We start from the raw sequence: 20,651 nt of genomic DNA on the forward strand, positions 1-20,651 counted from the left end.
TGGCCAGGACGGCGTGTTTGATGTCTATTTCGCACACCACCATTGCCTGGAAATTGACTTGAGACAGCCGGCTGTGGATTAATTCAAACCGTCAACCATGTCCCCGTACACCTGTCCACCATGTGTCCGGTCTATACAGCGACGCAAAAAGAAAGTGAGTTGCCGCCGGGCAACCCCCGGCTTGCAGGCGAACAGCGAACAGTGGACGCAAAGGCGGCTTCGACCCTTCGACAAGCCCAGCCCGAACGGACAGAAAAACTAAACTTCCGCCGCCCGCTTGTAAGCCTGCGCCGCAGCCACCGCATCACCACGCTGCTCGGCCAGCAGTGCCAGCGCGCGCCAGGCATTGCGGTGCAGGGTGCCGTCCTGCAGGGCCAGCACGGCCTGGGACAGCAGTTGCTGGGCCTTGCCCCAGAGCTGGCGCTTCAGGCAGGCCATGCCGGCGAGGTACTGGACATTGGCATCGCGCGGCCGCAGCTGCTGTGCCGTCTCGATGCGTGCCAGCCAGGCGGCGTCGATGGAGTCCAGCCCCTGCTCGAGCACCTGGATCAGCTTGATGCGCTGGGAGTCGCTGACCTCGGAGTGCGGCCGCATCACCGGCTCCCAGACCTGGAGCAGCCAGCTGCGCGCCAGGTAGGCGTCGCCGTGCAGTGCCATCAGGCGCGCGGCGGCATGGATCACCAGCTCAGGCATGGCGCGCTCGCTGGCGTCGAGGGACTGCCAGGCGGTTTGCAGTTGCGCCGGGTCGTGGGCGCCGCCGAGCAGCTCGAGTGCCAGCCCGCGCACAATGCTTTGCGCGGCGGCGGGCGAAAAAGCGCGGTGTTTGGCCAGCAGGCGCGCGGTTTCCAGCGCCTGTGGAATCTGCCCGGCCTGGCGCGTGGCGCGCAGCTTGGTGCGCAGCGCCAGCGTGCGACGCGACGCGCCCTGCGGCATCTGGTTGAGCAGCGCCAGCGCGCCAACCGGGTCCCGGTCGTCGAGTGCCCAGCGCGCGGCACGCAGCTGCACACCTTCGCGCGTCTCCTGGGCAATCCGGTGGCTGCTGACTTCCAGCGCCTGCTGCAGTTGGTCTTCACGCTCGGCCTTGTTCTGCAGGGCCTGCGCACTTTCGGCGGCCAGCAGGTGCGCCAGCAAACGCAGCTGGGTCGCGCGCGCCGGCGTGTAGCCGCCGACATGGCCGGAGGTGCGGGCCAGCAGGCTGAGGCTTTTTTCCTGGGTGATGGCGTTCTGTGCGAGCTTGGCCGCACGGATAAAGCGCCCGGCCATCAGGTGCGACAACGCGTCCATGAAGGCGGCGTACATGGCACGCTCTTTTTGCTGGGCACGCCAGCGCCTGGCCTCGGCCGGCAGCGAAAACACCGCCACCGCGGCACGCAGCGCCAGGTACAGCAGGGTGAACAGGCCGGCCAGCAACAGCACCAGCAGGTTGAAGGACATGTCGACGCGGTGCGGCGGCCAGAACAGCGTGACCACCGCCTGGTTGTTGCCGGCCACCAGCGCCACCGCCACCGCGATGCCGAACAGGGCCAGGAGCCAGAGAGCGCTGCGCATACCGGGTCCTAGCGGCCCGCAGCCGCCGTGGCCAGCGCGGCCAGGGTTTCGTCCAGGCGCGGCAACTCGCTGGACTTCATCTGGCTTTGCACCTGCTGCAGCAGCTGCGCCGCCGCCTGGGTCCTGCGCGAGGCAGGATCAAAGTACTTTGCCAGTGACGCGCTGGCAGCGGCCAGGTCGGAACGGGCGCTGGCCGTCTGGCGCGACAGCAGGCCGAGTCGGGCGTTGAGCAGTTTGAGCTTGAGGTTTTCACGCAGGAAAAAGGCCTGCTCGGGTGCCAGCAGGGCCGCGTCGGGCTGGTCGATGCGGCTCACGCGCAGCAGGCCGCGGGCTTCGTCCAGCGTGCCCTGCAGTGTGCGCTGCCACCAGGCCCTGAGCGCCAGGCTGTCCAGCCAAGCCATGGAGGTGCCAGCCGCAGAGGCGGGCCTGGCCGGCGCGGGTGCAGCCGCCGGCACCACCGGACGGGCGGCGGCGGCGCCGGTGACCATCGCATTGGCCAGCGGCAGCTCGTCCACCACACGGGTCAGTTCGTCGAGTTTGAGCAGCAGGCCGGGCACATCGGTCACGGTGGTGGCCTTGATGCGCTCCACGTCCCGGGCAATGGCGCGCTGCAGCGGATTGAGGCGCGGCTGCGCGGCGCGCGCCAGCCGCTGGTCGGCCGACTTGAGGGCGGCCAGCAGCGGCTCGGCGCTGCCGGTCAGCTGGGCCTGCTGCTGGGCCAGCCGCAGCGCGGACTCCACATCGACCACCAGGTTTTCATCGCGCGAACGCGACAGGCTTTGCATCAGTTCTTCCAGCTGGGTGCGCTGCAGGCTGACTTCGCTGAGCCGCGTCTCCAGCAGTGCCAGGCGTGCCGTCAGTTCGCGCGTGCCTTCCTGTGCCTGCCGCGCCAGTGTGCGGGCCTCGATGGCCTGCGCGGTCGAATCTGTGCTGCGCCGGGCCAGTTCTTCCTGGATGTTGCCGAGCTTTTGCCACAGCAGGATGCTGAGCACGAGGCCGGCGACGGCCACCAAGCCGGTCACCAGCAGCCAGCGACGCCCCGCACCCGCCGCGGGTGCGGCCGGCAGCTCGGCCAGGGGCATCGGCAAGGGAGGGGGGACGGGTTCGCTGTCGCTCATGGTGGCATTGATTCTATCGAGCCCACGATGTCCGCTATCTCCGGACGTGACTGCACAACAACACCCCAGCCGGCGGCGCGCGCCGCTTCGGCAATACGCGGGTGGGTGGCGACGGCGCGGGCCTGCGACCAGTCCCCTGCCGGCAGGTGCGCCAGCGCCTCGGAACTGCTCAGCAGCCAGACCGAGCCGTCGTGCGCCGCGGCCGCTATGCGCTGCCGCTGTGATGCAGTAAAAACCGGCGCGCGGCGCTGGTACACCGCCACCACCTCGACCCGGGCGCCGGCGGCGGCGAACTGCTGCGCCAGCCAGTCGCGCCCGGCGCCGGCCGCCTGGTCCTGGCCTTCGCCCTGGCCGCGCACGATCAGCACGCGCCGGCCCTGCCAGTCGCGCTGGCCCACCACCGCCCACAATGCTTCGGAGTCAAACTGACCGGCGTCTGCCGCCGGGGCGTCGATCAGCGCCTCGGGCACCCCCGCACGGCGCAGCGCGGCCACGGTGCCGGGGCCGGGCGCCAGCAGGCGCGGCCCCGGATTTGCTATTGAATCAGTAGCTGCTTTCGCCCGTTGAACAAGGGCTGCAGCCTGATTGGATGCAAAAAATCCGTCCACGGCATTGCCACTGACAAACATCAAGGCCGCATAAGCGCCGATCTCGCGCCAGGCCTGCTGCAGGGCCGGTGTTTCCGGCAGCGCGGCGATCTCGATCAGGGGCAGCGCCTCGGCCTGCAGGCCGTGCGCCTGCAGGGCCTGCACCCAGCCAGCGGCATCGCGCGCAGGCCGGGTGACGATGACACGCGCTGCGTTCAAGGCTGTGGCGCAGGGGCGGCCCAGACGGCGCCGCCGGCCCGCAAGGAAGCGGCCACGCGTTCACCGAGGGCCTCGGCGTCGGCGAAGCTGCGCACCGGCGCGCGGTGTTCGGCGCGCACCAGCGGCTGGCCGGCCACGCCCTGACCATCGGCGCCGGGCTCGCCCCAGGCGGCTTCCAGGGTCATCTCATCGCCTCGCGGTTCGCGGATGAAGGCGGCCAGCGGCATCGAGCAGCTGCCACCCATGGCACGCGACACGGTGCGCTCGGCCGTCACGGCCAGCCAGGTCGGCTGGTGCGCCAGCGTGGCCAGCGCCTCCAGCAGATCCTGCCGGTCGGCCCGCACTTCGATGCCCAGCGCGCCCTGCCCCGCGGCCGGCAGCATCTGCGCCGGATCGAAGGCACAGCGGATGCGCGAGGCCAGGCCCAGGCGTTTCAGCCCGGCGGCCGCCAGCACGATGGCCTGGTACTGCCCTTCGTCGAGCTTGCGCAGGCGGGTGTCGAGGTTGCCGCGCAGGGGTTCAATTTTCAGGTCCGGCCGCAGGGCCTTGAGCAGCACCAGACGGCGCAGGCTGGAGGTGCCAACGACGGCGCCGGGCGGCAACTCGTCCAGCGAGGAAAAATGATTCGACACCAGTGCATCGCGCGGGTCCTCGCGCTCGAGCACGCAGGCCAGCGCGAAGCCGGCCGGCAGGTCCATGGGCACATCTTTGAGCGAATGCACGGCGATGTCGGCGCGGCCGTCCAGCAGCGCGGTTTCCAGCTCCTTGACGAACAGGCCCTTGCCGCCGACCTTGCTCAGCGAGCGGTCCAGGATCTGGTCGCCCAGCGTGGTCATGCCCAGCAACTCGACCTGCCAGCCCAGGCGGGTCTCCAGCAAGGCCTTGACGTGTTCGGCCTGCCACATGGCCAGCCGGCTTTCACGCGTGGCAATGACAACGCGGAGGGAAGGGGAAGAAGCTGCGCTCACTCGTAACCTGTCTGTAATCTTGGGGGGTGTCCGGATGCTAGCATGCTGCACTGCAAAACAAGAGCCAACACGAGGTGAACCATGGTAACGACGGCGCGTGCGACCCCCCCCAAGGAACAAGCCGGGGGACCTGCCAAAGACAGTGACCGCCCGCGCGCCAGAAGCAGGGACAACGAGCGCCCGCTGGTCGAGGACATCCGCCTGCTGGGCCGCATCCTCGGTGACGTGATCCGCGAGCAGGAAGGGGTGGCCGCCTACGAGCTGATCGAGGAAGTGCGCAAGCTGTCCGTGGCCTTTCGCCGCGATGCCGACCACGAGGCCGACAAGGCCCTCAAAAAGCTGCTCAAGGGCCTGTCCGGCGACCAGACCGTCAGCGTGATCCGTGCCTTCACCTACTTCAGCCACCTGGCCAACCTGGCCGAGGACCGCCACCACATCCGCCGCCGCGCCATCCACGAACGCGCCGGCGACACCCAGGAAGGCAGCATCGAAGTGGCGCTGGCCCGCCTGCGCTGGGCGGGAATAGCTCCTAAAACGATAGCTAACATGCTGGCGCACAGTTTTGTCTCGCCGGTGCTCACGGCGCACCCGACCGAGGTGCAGCGCAAGAGCATCCTGGACGCCGAGCGCGACATCGCGCAGCTGCTGACGGCGCGCGACGAGATCAAGGCGCTGGCCCTCGCCGTCAATGCGGCGCGCGATGCGCTGACGCCGCGCGAACTTGCCGCCAACGAAGCGCAGCTGCGCGCCCGTGTGATGCAGCTGTGGCAGACCCGGCTGCTGCGTTTCACCAAACTCACGGTGGCCGACGAGATCGAGAACGCGCTCAGTTATTACGAATCGACCTTTCTGCGCGAGATCCCCAAGCTCTACGGTGACCTCGAGCGTGCACTGGGCAACCAGCCGGTGCACAGCTTTCTGCGCATGGGCCAGTGGATAGGCGGCGACCGGGACGGCAACCCCAATGTCAGTGCGGACACCCTCAACTACGCCCTGCGCCGCCAGGCCGAAGTGGCGCTGCGCCACTACCTGACCGAGGTGCACTACCTGGGCGGCGAACTCTCGCTGTCGGCCATGCTGGTGGACTTCTCGCCGCAGATGCGGGCGCTGGCCGAAAGCTCACCCGACACCAACGAACACCGCCTCGACGAGCCCTACCGGCGCGCGCTGACCGGTGTCTACGCACGGCTGGCCGCCACACTGAAAGACCTCACCGGCACCGAGGCTGCGCGCCATGCGGTGGCGCCGCAAAACGCCTACCTGACCTCCGGGGACTTCCTGGTCGACCTGCGCACCATTGAAGGTTCGCTGCGGGCCAACCACGGCGGCGCACTGGTCGCGCAGCGCCTGCACCCGCTGATCCGCGCGGTGGAGGTGTTCGGCTTTCACCTGGCCACGGTGGACCTGCGCCAGAGTTCGGACAAACACGAGGAAGTCGTCGCCGAGCTGCTTGCCGTTGCGCGTATCGAGCCCAACTACGCGGGCCTGGACGAAATGGCCAAGCGCGCGTTGCTGCTGCAACTGCTCAACGACGCCCGGCCGCTGCGTGTGGTCGGCACCACCTACTCGGCGCACGCCACCGGCGAGCTGGCGATTTTCGAGGCGGCCCGCACGGCGCGCGCACGTTTCGGCCGGGAAGCCATCCGCCACTACATCATCAGCCACACCGAAACCGTCAGCGACCTGCTCGAGGTCTTGCTGCTGCAAAAGGAAGTGGGGCTGATGCATGGCACGCTGGACAGCGCTGCCAGCAACGACCTGATCGTTGTGCCGCTGTTTGAAACGATTGAAGACCTGCGCAATGCCGCGCCCATCATGCGGGAGTTTTATGCCCTGCCCGGCATCGCCCGGCTCGTGCAGCGCAGCGGCGCCGAGCAGGACATCATGCTCGGCTACTCCGACAGCAACAAGGATGGCGGCATCTTCACCAGCAACTGGGAGCTGTACCGCGCCGAGATCGCGCTGGTCGAGCTGTTCGACCAGCTCGCCAACTCGCACAACATCCAGTTGCGCATGTTCCACGGCCGCGGCGGCACCGTGGGCCGCGGCGGCGGCCCGAGCTACCAGGCCATCCTGGCGCAGCCCCCGGGCACGGTGCGCGGACAGATCCGCCTGACCGAGCAGGGCGAAGTCATCGGTTCCAAATACGCCAACCCGGAAATCGGCCGGCGCAACCTGGAGACCCTGGTCGCGGCCACGCTGGAAGCCACCCTGCTGCAGCCCACCAAGCCGGCCACCAAGGCCTTTCTGCAGGCCGCCGACCAGCTGTCGCAAGCCAGCATGGCCGCCTACCGCGCGCTGGTCTACGAGACCCCCGGTTTCACCGAGTATTTTTTCAGCGCGACACCGATCCGCGAGATTGCCGAACTCAATATCGGCTCCCGGCCCGCGTCCAGAAAAGCCACCCAGAAGATCGAGGACCTGCGCGCCATTCCCTGGGGTTTCAGCTGGGGCCAGTGCCGCCTGACCCTGCCTGGCTGGTATGGCTTTGGCGCGGCGATTGCGCAGTTTCTCGAGCAGGGCGGCACGCCGGCCAGCCGCAAGGAGGCGCTCGCGCTGCTGCAGAAGATGTACAAGCAGTGGCCGTTTTTCCGCACCCTGCTCAGCAACATGGACATGGTGCTGGCCAAAAGCGACCTGGCGCTGGCCTCGCGCTATGCCGAACTGGTCGGCGATGCGCGCCTGCGCAAGAAGATTTTCAGCGCCATCGAGGGCGAGTGGCACCGCACGGCCGAAGCGCTGACGCTGATCACCGGCGACAAGCAGCGCCTGGCCAACAACGCGGCCCTGCAGCGCTCCATCCGCCACCGCTTTCCCTACATCGACCCGCTGCACCACCTGCAGGTCGAGCTGGTGCGCCGCTACCGCGAAGGCAGGGCTGACGAACGCGTGCAGCGCGGCATCCACATCTCGATCAACGGCATCGCGGCGGGCTTGCGCAACACCGGTTGAGGCGCGCTGCCGGGCTTTGATTGCTATTGATTCAGTAGCTGCTGGCGCCCTTTTTATATGGGCTGGTAGCCTTTTTTCATCCAGATCGCCGTCAACGGAGATGGACGCAAAAAAGCGCCGAAAATGGCGTTTTAGCCAATGAGGTCCCTGTGAATCCATCCGCTGCCCATGCCGAACTCATCGCCACTTACAGGAGGGCGCAGGCAGAGGCTGCCCACAAGTCCGGATTGATCAAAGCGCTTGCAGGCAAAGGGCCCAAGGCGATTCAGGCGGCCGTCGAGACCGCCGCCAAGGCCACAAAACGCAGGGATTCGTTCGCAAAAAAACTGGCACTTCTGGGGGTGGATCTGAAGGATTGAACCTCAGACCCAGAAGCGCGGGTCGGGTTGCGGATAATCAGGATTTGGAAAGAAACCTGATGGACATGGAAGAACCAGAAGAAATGGAAGGACCGGAGCCGCTGGAGGAATACGTCCCTGGCATCGCGGGCGGCCGGCACTACATGGCCCAGCTGTGTCATGTCCCTGACGGTCCCTGGTACATCGCCGTCATTCACGTTGAGTCATTGCCGCCTTTGCACGACAGCGACCGGACCTGGTCCACTCGAGAGGAGGCCGTTCAGGCGGCAGACAAGCTGGTTGCAGACCTGGGCCACTGAGCCGGATCACCCGTTCGCGGCCTTGCCTGGGAGCCGGCCCGTTCGCTCCGGCTTCCAGCCATGCGATTTTCCTGTCCAGAAACGACAGCATGGACCGCAGTTCTCTTTTCCTGGCAGGCCCAGGCCGCGCGGCAAAAAAACCGGCGGCAACAAGTCCGCCGACCACACTGTCGGACTGCTCCTACAGGTCTTCCAGTGGAATCCGATGGCGGCAACCGCGGGTGAACCCTAGGATGGATTCAACGCCACACCGCATTTGCATTTGCCTCAGGCAGTGCCGGCGACCACCCTTGGAGCCTGAACCATGTCTACGCCACACGCCGAGGCGGTCAGCCGCCTTTCCGCCCCTCACGACCCCATGAGCAATGAGTTTGTGAGCAGTGACTTCATGGCACTTGCCGCACACATGAACGATTGCCAGCTTTCGCGCGGCCGTTTTTTTGCACTGCGTGCCGCGCTGGAGTCCCTGCAGGCCACCGCGTCCCCGCGCATTGTGACTACAGGCGCCGTCTTCGTCTGCTGCGGCGTGGCCTTGCTGGCCGTGGTTTGAGCGGGTGGACGCCGCCGTTCTTGACCGGCTGGAATCACTCACCCCGCACGCACGCCAGATCCTCCTGACGCAGAGGTCGGAAGCCGAGCCGCCCATACGCGCCGAGCTGTTCGGCATACACCGCTTCGAACAACATGGCCGCAGTCTGGCCGAGGCCCAGACGGTGCAGGCCGACGGCTCCTCGCGGCGCGGCGCTTCCTTTTTCCCACGTGTCGAGGAAAACCTGGTCGCGCTGCGCCAAGCCTATGACTATGTGGCGCTGACCTCGAGCAGCGGCCACTACGTGACGCCTGCCGCCGAATGGCTGCTCGACAACTTTCACCTGGTCGAAGCCCAGCTGCAGCAGATCCGCGAAGGTGTGCCGCGGCGTTATTACGCGAGCCTGCCCAAGCTGGCAGCGGCGCCGCTGGAAGGCCTGCCACGCGTCTATGGCATCGCCTGGGCTTACGTGGCCCATACCGACAGCGTGCTCAACCCGGAACTGTTCACCGCCTTTCTCAACGCCTACCAGGAACACAGCGAACTGCGGCTGAGCGAGCTCTGGGCCCTGCCAACCACCCTGCGCGTGGTGCTGCTTGAAAACCTGCGCCGCATGGCCGACAACATTGCCCAAAGCAAGGTGGCCCGGGAAGTCGCCCATGCCGTCTGGGACTGCGTGGACAGCCTCGACGACACCGACCTCGACGCCATCAATGCCCTGATGCAGCAACGGGGCCTGCAGCGCAACTACCTCACGCAGCTGTGGCAGCGCATGCCCACGGTCAAACTCGACATCTCGCCGTCACTGGTCCTCTGGACCGAACGGCATTGCCCGGACGGGCCGGCGCTGATGGTTGAAAGCCAGACCGCGCAGGTGGCCGCCAACCTCACCGTCGGCAACATCGTCACCACCCTGCGCATGGTCGGACAGGTCGACTGGGTCGAGCTGATCGAGCCGGTGAGCCGTTCGCTGCGCATGCTCCGGCGGCTGCCCAGCTTTGCCCAGGAAAGCGAACTCACGCGCCAGCAGATCACCCAGTCCATGGAGCGGCTGGCGCGCCTGAGCCGCCACTCCGAACGCGAGGTGGCCAAGGCCGTGGTGGCGGCCGCGCACGCGGTGCCGGACACCCTGTCCGCCACCGCCGTGGAGCGCACCGCCGGTTATTACCTGCTCGGCGGCGGCCGGGCCGCCCTCGAGGCAACCCTGGGGATCACGGCGCGCCGCACGCCGCCGGCCGCCTTGCGCCACTGGCGGCTGCCGCTGTACATCGCCACGATCCTCCTTGGCACCGTCCTCGTCGTGTTGGCGGCGGCCAACCGCACGGACATGCACGGCTGGCCGGCTGCGGCGGCGCTGTTCCTGCTGGCCTGGCCGGCCTCCGAAGCCGCCGCGGCCTTCGTGCACCGCCTGATCGCCGAATCGCTCAAGATTCGCTTCCTGCCACGGCTCGATTTCGCCGCCGGCATCCCGCCCAAACACCGCGTGCTGGTTGTCCTGCCGACGCTGCTGAGCTCCAGCGCGACCATTCACGAGCTGGCAGAACGGCTTGAGCTGCACTGGCTGGCCAACCGCGAGCCAGAGGCCCAGTTCGCCCTGCTCACCGACTGGGTGGATGCGCCGCGCGAAAACATGGTGGGCGATGCGGCCCTGCTCAAGGCGGCGCTGGCGCAGGTGGCGGCACTGAATACACGCCATCCCGCGCCGGCTGGCGCAGCGCCGCGCTTTCTGCTGATCCATCGCCCGCGCGAATGGAGCGACACCCAGCAAAAATGGCTGGGCTGGGAGCGCAAGCGGGGCAAGCTCGAACAGCTGCTGCGCACGCTGGTCACCGGCAGCATGGCCGGTTTCATGCCGCTGGCCGACGGCCAGCAGCTGGCCGACGGCATCCAGTACGTCGTGACGCTGGACAGCGACACCGGCCTGCCGCCCGGCGCCCTGCGCGACCTGGTGGCCGTGGCGGCCCACCCGCTGAACGCCCCGCAGCTCGATGCTGCCTCGCGCCGCGTGGTGGCCGGTTACGGCATCCTGCAACCGCGCGTGGTCACCCCGCTGCCGGGGCCTGCTGAACGCACGCCTTTTCACCGCCTGTTTGCCGGCCAATGCGGCATTGACCCCTACAGCAACGGCGTATCCGAGGTGTACCAGGACCTGTTCGGCAGCGGCAGCTTCAGCGGCAAGGGCCTGCTGCATGTCGCCGCAGTGCATGCGGTCCTCGACGACCGCCTGCCCACGGGCGCCATCCTCAGCCATGACCTGCTGGAGGGCAACATCGCGCGCTGCGGCTTTGTCAGCGACGTGACACTGGTCGAAGAGCAGCCCCACCATGCGGGTGTGGCCGCCTCGCGCATTCACCGCTGGACCCGCGGCGACTGGCAGTTGCTGCCCTTCATGGCGCGCGCCAGGCACTACGGCATCGATGCGCTGGGCCTGTGGAAAATGACCGACAACCTGCGCCGCTCGCTGGTCATCCCCGCCACGGTCGGCCTGCTCGTCTGCGTCGTTTTCACGGCGGCCATGCCGCTGGCCACGGCCCTGATCGTCAGCTTCGCGGCCTTGCTGGCCGGGCCCCTGCTCGGCGCGCTGGCCGGCCTGGTGCCGACACGCCGCGGCATCGCCTGGCGCCATTTTTTCCATGTGGGCCGCAGCGAAATGCTGCGTGCCCTGGTCGGCGCCGCCTGGCAGTTCAGCCAGTTGCCGGTGCAGGCCACCCTGCTGCTCGACGCCATCGTGCGCTCTGCCTGGCGCATGCGCGTGAGCCGCCGCGGGCTGCTGGAGTGGAGCACCGCCGCCCAGGCCCAGGCCGCCGCACGGCACGAGCTGTCCGTCTTTGTGCGCCAGCACGCACCGGTGTCACTGCTGTGCGCGGCACTGGCGGTCGCCGCGCTGTGGAGCCCCTCCCCGGTGGCCGGCACCGCGCTGTTCCTGCTGTGGGCGGCGTCGCCGCTGGCGGCCTGGTGGGCCAGCAGGCCGCGTCCGCCGGATCCCGCACACCGCCTGCGGGATGATGACCGGAAATACCTGTACACACTGGCACGCGACACCTGGCGTTTTTTCGAGCAATCGGTCGGCGCCGAGGACAACCACTTGCCGCCAGACAACCTGCAACTGGTGCCGGCTCCCACGCTGGCGCATCGCACCTCGCCGACCAACATCGGCCTGTACCTGCTGGCCGTCTGCTGCGCCCGCGAGTTCGGCTGGATCAGCACGAATGAAGTCATCAGCCGGCTGCAAGCCTCGCTGGACAGCATGGCCCGCCTGCCCAAGCACGATGGCCACCTGCTCAACTGGTACGACACGCGAACGCTGGAGGTGCTGCAGCCGGCCTATGTGTCGGTGGTTGACAGCGGCAACCTGGCCGGCCTGTTGCTGGCCGTCGCGCAGTCCTGCACCGTGCTGGCGCAAAGCGGCGCCGACGGCAAACCAGCGCAGGCCAGCCTGCTGAAACTGGCGGCGCGCTGCCAGGCCCTGTACGCGGCCATGGACTTTCGCGGGTTGTACGACGCCAAGCGCCACCTGTTTCATATCGGCCTGCGCGTGCAGGAACATGTGCTCGACGCGAGTTATTACGACCTGCTGGCGTCCGAATCACGACTCACCAGCTTTCTGGCGATCGCCAAGGGCGACGTGCCGCGGCGCCACTGGGCCTCCCTCGGCCGGCCTTTTCTGTCGGTGGGCGTGGTGCCGGGCCTGAAGTCCTGGTCGGGCTCGATGTTCGAGTACCTGATGCCCTCGCTGCTGATGTCCGAGCCCGGTTACGGCCTGCTGCACACGGCGGCCCACGCCGCGGTGGCCGAGCAACGCGCCTACGGTGCGGCGCAGCAACTCCCGTGGGGCGTGTCGGAGTCCGGCTATTTCGCGCAGGATCATTCGCTGGCCTTCCAGTACTCCCCTTTTGGTGTCCCGCGGCTGGCGCTGCGGCGCACGCCGCACACCGACCGCGTGGTTGCGCCCTACGCCACCCTGCTGGCGACGCTGTTCGATACACACGGCGCCGTGCGCAACTTGCAGCGCCTGGAAAAACTGGGCGCACGCGGCGAGCTGGGGTTTTACGAAGCCCTGGACTTCACCGTCGCACGCCAGCCGGAAAAGTCGGGCACCGAGGCGTTCAGCATTGTGGAAGCCTTCATGGCGCACCACCAGGGCATGGCGCTGGTGGCGCTGTGCAACGTGTTGTGTACCAACGCACCGCGGCGCTGGTTCTGCGGCGACCCGCTGGTGCGCGCGCATGCGACCCTGCTGCATGAAAACACGCCGCGCCAGATCGTCCGCAGTGCCGACCCGCGCCTGCCGCCGGAGCCCGGCGGCTACATCCCGGAGCCGGTGTTCCAGTCACGCGAGCTGAACCCGCTGGGCACCAGCTGGAAACCCACGCACCTGCTGTCCAACGGCCACTACAACGTCGCGCTGCGCGCCAACGGCGCCGGGCTGAGCCGCTGGCGCGGCCGCAACATCACGCGCTGGCGCGATGACCTGCTGCGTGACAGTTACGGCAGCTTTTTCTACCTGGTCCACCCCGACCAGGAGGGTGAACCCAGCGTCAGCTCGCTCACGGCGCGGCCGGCGCCGGGCCCGAGCTGGCACTACCAGGCTCGCTTCATGGCCGACCGGGTGCAGTTCGACGCGCAGGGCGGGGACCTGAGCACCACCCTGACCGTGCTGGTCAGCCCCGAGGACGACACCGAGCTGCGCACCGTGACGCTGCTCAACACCGGTCGCACCGAGCAGGTGCTGGAACTGGTGTCCTGTTTCGAGGCGGTGCTGGCCGACCCGCGCGCCGACGAAGCACACCCGGCGTTTTCCAACCTGTTTGTGCAGACCCGCTGGGAGCCGCAGTGGCGCGCCCTCTTGCTCACGCGCCGGCCGCGCCTGCACGGCGACCCGCAAATGGCGGTGGCGCATTTTCTGGCCGAGGCGGAGGCCGACCTGATCTCGGTGGCGTGTATTGCCGACCGCCGCGTGTTTGCCGGACGCCATCACCCGGCGCACCAGCCGGCCCTGGGCGACCAGCCGTTTGATACGCAGGGCCAGCCCGTCAACGGCCTGGACCCGGTGGCCAGCCTGCGCGTGACGCTGCGGCTGGCGCCGGGTGCCCTGGCAAGGCTGAGTTTTGCCACGACGGCCGCCGAGACGGCCGACGAGCTGGTGCCCCGCATCGACAAATACCTGCAGCCCATGCACGTGGAGCGTGCGACCCGCATGGCCGCGACGCTGGCCCAGGTGCGCTTGCGCGACGTGGCGCTGACCCCGGAGGAAAACCTGGCGCTGCAGGACATGAGCACGGCGCTGATGTACAGCGTGGCACGGCCCGCCGAGCGCACGCCACTGGACCAGCGCCTGCTCTGGCGCTTTGGCATCTCCGGCGACAAGCCCATCGTCCTGTTGCGCATTCACTCGCACAGCGGCGTGCCGCTGGTGCATGCGCTGCTGCGCGCCCAGCCGTGGTGGGCCTTTGGCGGGCTGGGTGTGGATGTGGTGGTGCTCAACAGCGAAGCCAACTCCTACCTGATGCCGCTGCAGCGCGACATCCTGGCGCTGCGCGACCGGCTGCTGCAGGCCGTGCAGCACAGCTTCAGGCGTGACGAGGCGGCCAGCTCGGCGCCCGGCTTTTTCCTGCTGCGCGAGCAGGAGATGGCCCCCGGCGAAAAAACCGCCCTCACCGGCCTGGCACGCGTGGTCTTCAGCGCCGACGGCCGGCCGCTGGAAGTGCAGGTGGCGGCCATGCGCGAAGACTGGTCGCCGCAAAAATTCACCGCCCTCACCCGCACCGCGCTGACCGGCGACGCCTCCCATTTCCCTGGCAACCCGGAGCGGCCTGAGCCCGGCATCTTTGATGCAGAAAGCGGTGAATTCCGCTTCGGGCTCAAGGGTGGCCAGCGGCTACCCAAGCCGTGGATCAATGTGATCAGCAACCCTGACTTCGGTTTTCAGGTGTCGGAAACCGGCAGCGGCTACACCTGGGCGACCAACAGCCGCCTGCATCCGGTCACCACCTGGTCCAACGACCCGGTGCGCGACCCCGCATCGGAACACTGGCTGCTGCAGGACCTGGACAGCGGCGAGGTGTTTCCCCTGACCCCTTCACTGCTCGCCGCTCCCGGCAGCGACTGGCGCGTGCGCCATGGGCAGGGCTACACGGTGTTCGAAGGCAGGCATGCCGGCCTGCAGCTGGAGACCACTTTCTTTGCCGACCTGAAAGACGCCGTCAAGGTGGTTCAGGTGCGTGTCCGGCTGGAGGGCGGGCGGCAGCGGCGCCTTCGCGCCGTCGCCATGGTCGAGTGGCAGATGGGCGAAGCCAGGGCCCACAGGCGCACCCTTCACACCTGGAACGGCGCCGAGCGGGTGGCCCTGTTTGCCCAGCAGCGCGAAAGCCGCGACGGCTATGGCGGCAGCACGGCCTTCCTGGCGCTGTCGGGTGCGGCCGGCGGCACGCAATGGACCTGCGACCGCAGCGAATTTTTCGACACGCTGGGCCAGCTCGTGCTGCCGGCGACTTTGGGACGGCGCAGCGGCGCCGCATTTGACCCTTGTGCCGCCATTTCAAGCGAGTTCGAGCTCAATCCCGGGGAAGGCGTGGCCTTCAGCTTCGTCCTCGGCCATGCGGCCGACGGCGCCGGCGCCGAGCAGTTGGTGCGGCAGTGGGCGCAACGCGATACGGCCCGGGCGCTGGCAGAGGTGCAAGGCTGGTGGTCAGGACTCCTGGGCAAGGTGCAGGTCAGCACGCCCGACCCGCTGTTCGACGCGCTGGTCAACCGCTGGCTGATTTACCAGACCGTGGTCTGCCGGCTGTGGTCCAAGGCCGGCTTCTACCAGGCCGGCGGCGCGTTCGGCTTTCGCGACCAGTTGCAGGACGCGATGGCGCTGGGCCTGGCCGACCCGGCGCGGTTGCGTGCGCAGATCGTTCTCAATGCCTCGCGCCAGTTCCCCGAAGGCGATGTGCAGCACTGGTGGCACGCACCCGGCGGCGAAGGCGTGCGCACGCACTTTTCCGACGACCTGCTCTGGCTGCCCCATGCCTGTGCGCATTACATCGACATCACCGGCGACCTGGCCCTGCTCGACGAATCCGTGGCTTTCATCGACGGCCCGCCGATTCCCGACGGCGCCGAAGACGCCTACTACCCGCCGCAGACCAGCACGCAGTCGGCCAGCGTTTACGAACACTGCGCCCGGACCCTGGACCGCAGCCTGGCCGTGGGCCGGCACGGCCTGCCGCTGATGGGCACCGGCGACTGGAACGACGGCATGAACCGTGTCGGCCATGAAGGCAAGGGCGAGTCCGTCTGGCTGGGCTGGTTTCTGTGCCGCGTGGTGCAGGACTTTGCACCGCTGGCCCAGGCCCGGGGCGAGACCGCACGCGCCGACACATGGCTGCGCGCGCGGCAAGGCTGGATTGCCGCGCTGCACGACGCCGGCTGGGACGGCGCCTGGTTCCGCCGCGCATTTTTTGACAACGGCGCGCCGCTCGGCTCCAGCGCCAACAGCGAATGCCGCATCGACCTGATCGCGCAGGCCTGGTCCGTGCTGTCCGGCGCCTCCACCGAGGCCTTCACCGTGCCGGCCATGCTGGCCCTCAAGCAGCAGCTGATCGACCCCGACGCCGGCCTGCTGCGCCTGCTGGACCCGCCGCTGCAGCATTCTGAAAACAACCCGGGCTACATCCAGGCCTACCCGCCCGGCGTGCGCGAAAACGGCGGCCAGTACTCGCACGCCGGGGTCTGGGCCATGATGGCGCAGGCCCTGAGCGGCGACACCGAAGCCGCCTGGCGCAGCTTCGAAGCCCTGAGCCCGGCGCACCGCAGCGTCCACCCGGTGCGCGGCCCGGCCTATGAAATTGAACCCTATGTGCTGGCCGGCGACATCTACAGCGCACCGCCCTACGTCGGGCGCGGCGGCTGGAGCTGGTACACCGGCTCGGCCGCCTGGCTGCACCGCGCTGCGCTGGAGACCCTGCTGGGCCTGTCGGTGCGCCGGGGCGAGCTGTCGCTGACGCCGCGTGTGCCCGCACACTGGCCGTCGTTTGGCATCACGCTGCGTCTTGACGGACGCGTGGTGACCTTGCGCTGGCAGCGCGCCGATGTGGCGCAGGAAGAAAGCTTCAAGCCGGACCGGGTGCTGGCGCCGGGCGAGGTGGTGCGGCTGGCGGAACTGCCGATGCAGGCCAGCTTGCTGGTGCAGGCTGTGTCGTGACGCAAAAGATGCTATTGATTCAGTAGCTATTTGCGCATACCCTACAAGGGCTGAAGACACTTTTCATGCATAAAAATGAGCCCTCTGCGCCGTCTGAGCCTGTCTGGCCCGAGGGGCCTCTGGCTAGAGTGAAGGGTGCCACCTCAGGCTGACTTTGTGTTGTCACATGACGCACGGCCAATAGCGGGATTCTGGTTGTTACGCAGGAGAAGATCATGCGGCTTGCCACCTTCAATGTCGAAAACATGTTTGACCGCGCCAAGGCCCTCAATGGTGCCAATTGGGCGGAAGGCAGACCCGCGCTTGAAGCGCACAAAGAGCTCAACACGCTGTTTGGAAAAGCCCGCTACAGCGCCGCCGACAAGGCACGCATGCTCAAGCTGTTTGAAAATCACGGGCTGCTCAAAAGTGACGAAGGGCCGCTGCTGCTGCTGCGAAAAATTCGCGGCCAGCTCATCAAGCGGCCGCGCGTCGGCGACGCCGAGATCGTGGCCACCGGCAGGAAAAGCTGGGTCGGCTGGGTCGAGCTCAAGACCGAGCCGGTCAACGAAGCCGCCACCTTGAACACCGCCCGGGTGCTGGGCGCAGTCGATGCCGACGTGCAGGCCGTGATCGAAGCGGAAGACCGCACCACCCTGCGGCTGTTCAACCAGCAGTTGCTGCCCGAAGTGGATGCCAAGCCGTTTCAGCACGTCATGCTGGTGGACGGCAATGACGACCGCGGCATCGACGTGGGTCTGCTCACCCGGCAGAAATACCCCATCGTGTCCATTCGCTCGCATGTGGACGACGCCGACGCCAGCGGCACCATCTTCAGCCGCGATTGCGCCGAATACGAGATCAGCCTGCCCGGCAACAAGCGGCTCTGGGTGATGGTCAACCACCTCAAAAGCAAGGGGTATGGCAGCCAGACCGCCAACGATGCCAAGCGCAAACGCCAGGCCAGACGCATCCGCACGATCTACGACGAGCACCTGGCCGCCGGCGAAACGCTGGTTGCCGTGGTCGGCGACCTCAACGAGATTCCGGCCAACGACCCGCTGGCGCCCCTGCTGCGGCAAAACTCCAGCCTCCGGGACATTGCCTCCCACCCGACATATGAAAGCGGCGGCCGCGAAGGGACCCACGGCAACTGCGGTCCTTCCGCCAAGCTCGACTACATACTGCTCTCGCCCGAGCTGTACGCCTGCGTCACCGCCGCCGGTATCGAGCGCCGTGGCATGTGGGGCGGGGTGCACGGCACGTTGTGGGCGCACTTTGCGGAAGTGAGCAACGCGGATGAAGCGGCTTCGGACCACGCTGCGCTGTGGGTAGAGCTGGATCTTTAGGTGGCGGCCGGCAGGCGCTGTTGGGCAAAGCCAATGTCGCAGCTTCCCTGACCGTGCTTCCCCGCTGGATGCGTTGGGCGCCAGATTCGCTATTCATTCCCTGGCTGTTCGTGCCCGTGTTTAAGGGGCCGATGCACGTTTTCATGCATCAAATCGGCGGTTTACCCACGCCGTTCGGGCGCCACCAGCTATCAAATCAGTAGCGACGATGACCTGGCACCGCTCCACAGCAGCCCGGCCTTGGCGGAAACAAGTTGCGTTCCACGACTCGTGTCCAATACCGGCATGCACACCGCCAGCTCCACCGCCATTCTTGAAGTCCAAGGCCTGGGCTTTCGCTACCCTGAACGCACGCTGTTTTCGGACTGGTCGGCTGCGCTGTCGCCCGGTGTCACGCTGGTTCTGGGGGGTGACGGCCGAGGCAAGACGACGCTGCTGCGCCTGCTGGCCGGGGAACTGGCGGCCGATGCCGGCGAATTGCGCATCAACGGCATCACCCTGCAAACCCATGCGAAAGAGAAAACGTATCGCCAGCAGGTGTTCTGGACGGAACCGCGCACGGAGGCGTTTGACCAGCTGACGCCCGGGCATTACTTCGATGTGCAGCGCCATGCTTATGCCGGCTTTGACGATGGTGTGCTGGCCCAATGTGTAGACGGGCTGGCGCTGGCGCCGGAGCTGAACAAGCAGCTTTTCATGCTGTCTACCGGCTCGAAGCGCAAGGTCTGGCTGGCCGCAGCGTTTGCCTCGGGTGCGGCACTCACCCTGCTGGACATGCCCTATGCCGCGCTGGACAAGGCGTCGAAGGGGTTTGTGCTGGCGCTGCTGCAGGATGCTGCGGCCCATCCGACACGCGCCCTCGTGGTGGCGGACTATGCGGCGCCGGCCGGCGTGCCGCTGGCGGGTGTTATCGACCTGGGCGATTAGGAAGGTAGCCGAGCTGCTGCGCCACAAAGCCGTCAAAGGCCGCCAGCAGAGGCTGGAATTTTTCGGCATGCCCCTCCAGCTGCGCCAGCGCAGCACAGGTTGCCTCCAGCGTCGACAGCTGGTCGGGCCGGTGCGCCTTGCGGATGCGGTAGCTGGAAGCGGCGGGGTCCTGCAGCGACAGGCGCGGCAGCGCCTGCAGCGGCGGACTGAGGTAAAGCATCTTGCGGCTCTTGCGCCAGGTGCCGTCGAGCACGATCAGGCGCAGCCTGGCCGGTTCGCGCAGCCACCCGGCCGGCACGGCGGGCGGGGCCGGCACACCCAAGGCCTGATCCTGCGGCATGTCCGGGTACAAAAGAAGGTTGTGCCGCGGCGCACCCGCCACGGCCCCAACCGACGCGAACGGCGCCGCCAGCAGGGCCGCGTCGGCAAACACCTCACCCGTCACCAGGCGGCTGCGCGGCAGGCTCAGGTGCAGCAGCCGCGCGCTGCCCTTGGGGTGATCGACCTCCAGCGGATGCTGCAGGATCAGCACCTCGACCTCGTGCGCCACCGGCGTGGCCCAGGCGCACAGACAGGCGGGCTGCGGGCGCCGGCACGCCGCGCAGTGTGTGCGGCCGGGCCGGCGCGCGCTTTGGACCGGCGGGCCGCCGGAACACTCAGCGGACGAATCGGCGGAGAACTGGGTCACTATCAAATCAATAGCTGCCAGTACCCGCTGCATGAGGGCTGGCTGCCAAAAAGATCACCAAACTGCTCAGTCGGGCCGTTTTGCGCCGGGCTCGGCCGCGTAGGCGTCGTGCAGGTGCACCGGCTTGGCCGAGCGCCGCCGCATGCGGATGTTGAGCATTTCAACGCCAATGGAAAACGCCATCGCGAAGTAGACATACCCCTTGGGCACGTGGTGGTCAAAGCCCTCGGCAATCAGCACCACGCCGACCACGACCAGGAAAGACAACGCCAGCATCTTGACGGTGGGGTGCGCCGACACAAAGCGGCCGATGGCACCGGCGAACACCATCATCATGGCGACCGACGCCACCACGGCGGCAATCATCACGGCCAGTTCGTCCACCATGCCGACGGCGGTGATGATGGAGTCCAGCGAAAACACCATGTCCACCACCATGATCTGCAGGATGACCGCGGTGAAGGTGGCCTTGACCGCGGTGGAGGCGTGCCCCTCCTCGCCCTCGAGCGACTGGTGGATCTCACCGGTGCTTTTCCAGATCAGGAACAGGCCGCCGGCAATCAGGATCAGGTCACGGCCTGAGATTTCCTGCTGGAGCACGGTGAACAGCGGCGCCACCAGCCCGATGATCCACGACAGCACCAGCAACAGGCCGATACGCATGAACATAGCCATGAACAGGCCGATGCGCCGCGCCATCGCCTGCTGCTCCTTGGGCAGCTTGTCGACCAGAATCGAGATGAAGACGATGTTGTCGATGCCCAGCACCAGCTCGAGCGCGGTGAGCGTGCCGAAGGCAATCCAGGCTTGCGGGTCGGTCAGCAGTTCCATCATGGCAGTACCTCTTTTGTTTCATTGTTTCATTGATCCAGCGGTCCGGCGCCGTGGGTCGTGGGGTCGTGGTAGCGACTATATGATGTCCAGACCAACCGGGGCCGCGG

At 67.4% G+C, this 20,651-nt stretch carries 13 protein-coding genes; 7 read left to right on the forward strand and 6 right to left on the reverse strand.

What is annotated here, in order from left to right; translation table 11 throughout:
- Nucleotides 1–258: 258 nt before the first annotated feature.
- From B7G53_RS20145 to hemC, 4 genes are read right to left on the reverse strand one after another with little or no spacing between them, the layout of a single operon-like run.
- Nucleotides 259–1,548 (reverse strand): heme biosynthesis HemY N-terminal domain-containing protein, encoded by a 1,290-nt coding sequence (locus B7G53_RS20145; protein ID WP_096671059.1) that lies wholly within the window; start codon nucleotides 1,546–1,548, stop codon nucleotides 259–261.
- 8 nt (nucleotides 1,549–1,556) lie between these two features.
- Nucleotides 1,557–2,666 carry a uroporphyrinogen-III C-methyltransferase gene (locus tag B7G53_RS20150; protein WP_096671061.1) on the reverse strand — a complete coding sequence of 370 codons (1,110 nt, stop codon included), beginning with the start codon at nucleotides 2,664–2,666 and terminating at the stop codon, nucleotides 1,557–1,559.
- Nucleotides 2,663–3,472, reverse strand: coding sequence for a uroporphyrinogen-III synthase (locus B7G53_RS20155; RefSeq protein ID WP_096671063.1), 810 nt, complete (start codon nucleotides 3,470–3,472; stop codon nucleotides 2,663–2,665). The genes B7G53_RS20150 and B7G53_RS20155 overlap by 4 nt, the downstream gene beginning before the upstream one ends.
- Nucleotides 3,469–4,440, reverse strand: coding sequence for a hydroxymethylbilane synthase (gene hemC / locus B7G53_RS20160; protein WP_096671065.1), 972 nt, complete (start codon nucleotides 4,438–4,440; stop codon nucleotides 3,469–3,471). The genes B7G53_RS20155 and hemC overlap by 4 nt, the downstream gene beginning before the upstream one ends.
- Before the next feature lie 81 nt (nucleotides 4,441–4,521).
- Here hemC and ppc point away from each other — a divergent pair, with 81 nt between their 5' ends.
- From ppc to B7G53_RS20195, 7 genes are all read left to right on the forward strand, one after another.
- Entirely contained in the window at nucleotides 4,522–7,392 is a 2,871-nt protein-coding gene (gene ppc / locus B7G53_RS20165; protein WP_096671067.1) for a phosphoenolpyruvate carboxylase, read from the forward strand.
- 149 nt (nucleotides 7,393–7,541) lie between these two features.
- Entirely contained in the window at nucleotides 7,542–7,751 is a 210-nt protein-coding gene (locus tag B7G53_RS20170) for a hypothetical protein (protein ID WP_096671069.1), read from the forward strand.
- 59 nt (nucleotides 7,752–7,810) lie between these two features.
- Entirely contained in the window at nucleotides 7,811–8,050 is a 240-nt protein-coding gene (locus tag B7G53_RS20175) for a hypothetical protein (RefSeq protein WP_096671071.1), read from the forward strand.
- Nucleotides 8,051–8,354: 304 nt separating this feature from the next.
- Entirely contained in the window at nucleotides 8,355–8,600 is a 246-nt protein-coding gene (locus B7G53_RS20180) for a hypothetical protein (RefSeq protein ID WP_141396413.1), read from the forward strand.
- A gap of 4 nt (nucleotides 8,601–8,604) precedes the next feature.
- Nucleotides 8,605–16,767 (forward strand): GH36-type glycosyl hydrolase domain-containing protein, encoded by an 8,163-nt coding sequence (locus tag B7G53_RS20185; protein WP_096671075.1) that lies wholly within the window; start codon nucleotides 8,605–8,607, stop codon nucleotides 16,765–16,767.
- A 215-nt stretch (nucleotides 16,768–16,982) separates the two neighbouring features.
- Nucleotides 16,983–18,095, forward strand: coding sequence for an endonuclease/exonuclease/phosphatase family protein (locus B7G53_RS20190; RefSeq protein WP_096671077.1), 1,113 nt, complete (start codon nucleotides 16,983–16,985; stop codon nucleotides 18,093–18,095).
- Nucleotides 18,096–18,380: 285 nt separating this feature from the next.
- Nucleotides 18,381–19,022: an ABC transporter ATP-binding protein gene (locus B7G53_RS20195; protein WP_096671099.1), complete on the forward strand. Its 642-nt coding sequence runs from the start codon at nucleotides 18,381–18,383 to the stop codon at nucleotides 19,020–19,022.
- Here the strand turns inward: B7G53_RS20195 and B7G53_RS20200 are convergent.
- Both B7G53_RS20200 and B7G53_RS20205 read right to left on the reverse strand, forming a co-directional pair.
- Complete coding sequence (locus tag B7G53_RS20200; RefSeq protein WP_441339008.1) at nucleotides 19,003–19,710, reverse strand: tRNA-uridine aminocarboxypropyltransferase; 708 nt, start codon at nucleotides 19,708–19,710, stop codon at nucleotides 19,003–19,005. The genes B7G53_RS20195 and B7G53_RS20200 overlap by 20 nt on opposite strands.
- A 66-nt stretch (nucleotides 19,711–19,776) precedes the next feature.
- Nucleotides 19,777–20,544 carry a TerC family protein gene (locus B7G53_RS20205; protein WP_096671081.1) on the reverse strand — a complete coding sequence of 256 codons (768 nt, stop codon included), beginning with the start codon at nucleotides 20,542–20,544 and terminating at the stop codon, nucleotides 19,777–19,779.
- Nucleotides 20,545–20,651 lie beyond the last annotated feature (107 nt).

It is taken from the genome of Polaromonas sp. AET17H-212 (genome assembly GCF_002379085.1).
Classification (GTDB): Bacteria; Pseudomonadota; Gammaproteobacteria; order Burkholderiales; family Burkholderiaceae_C; genus Polaromonas.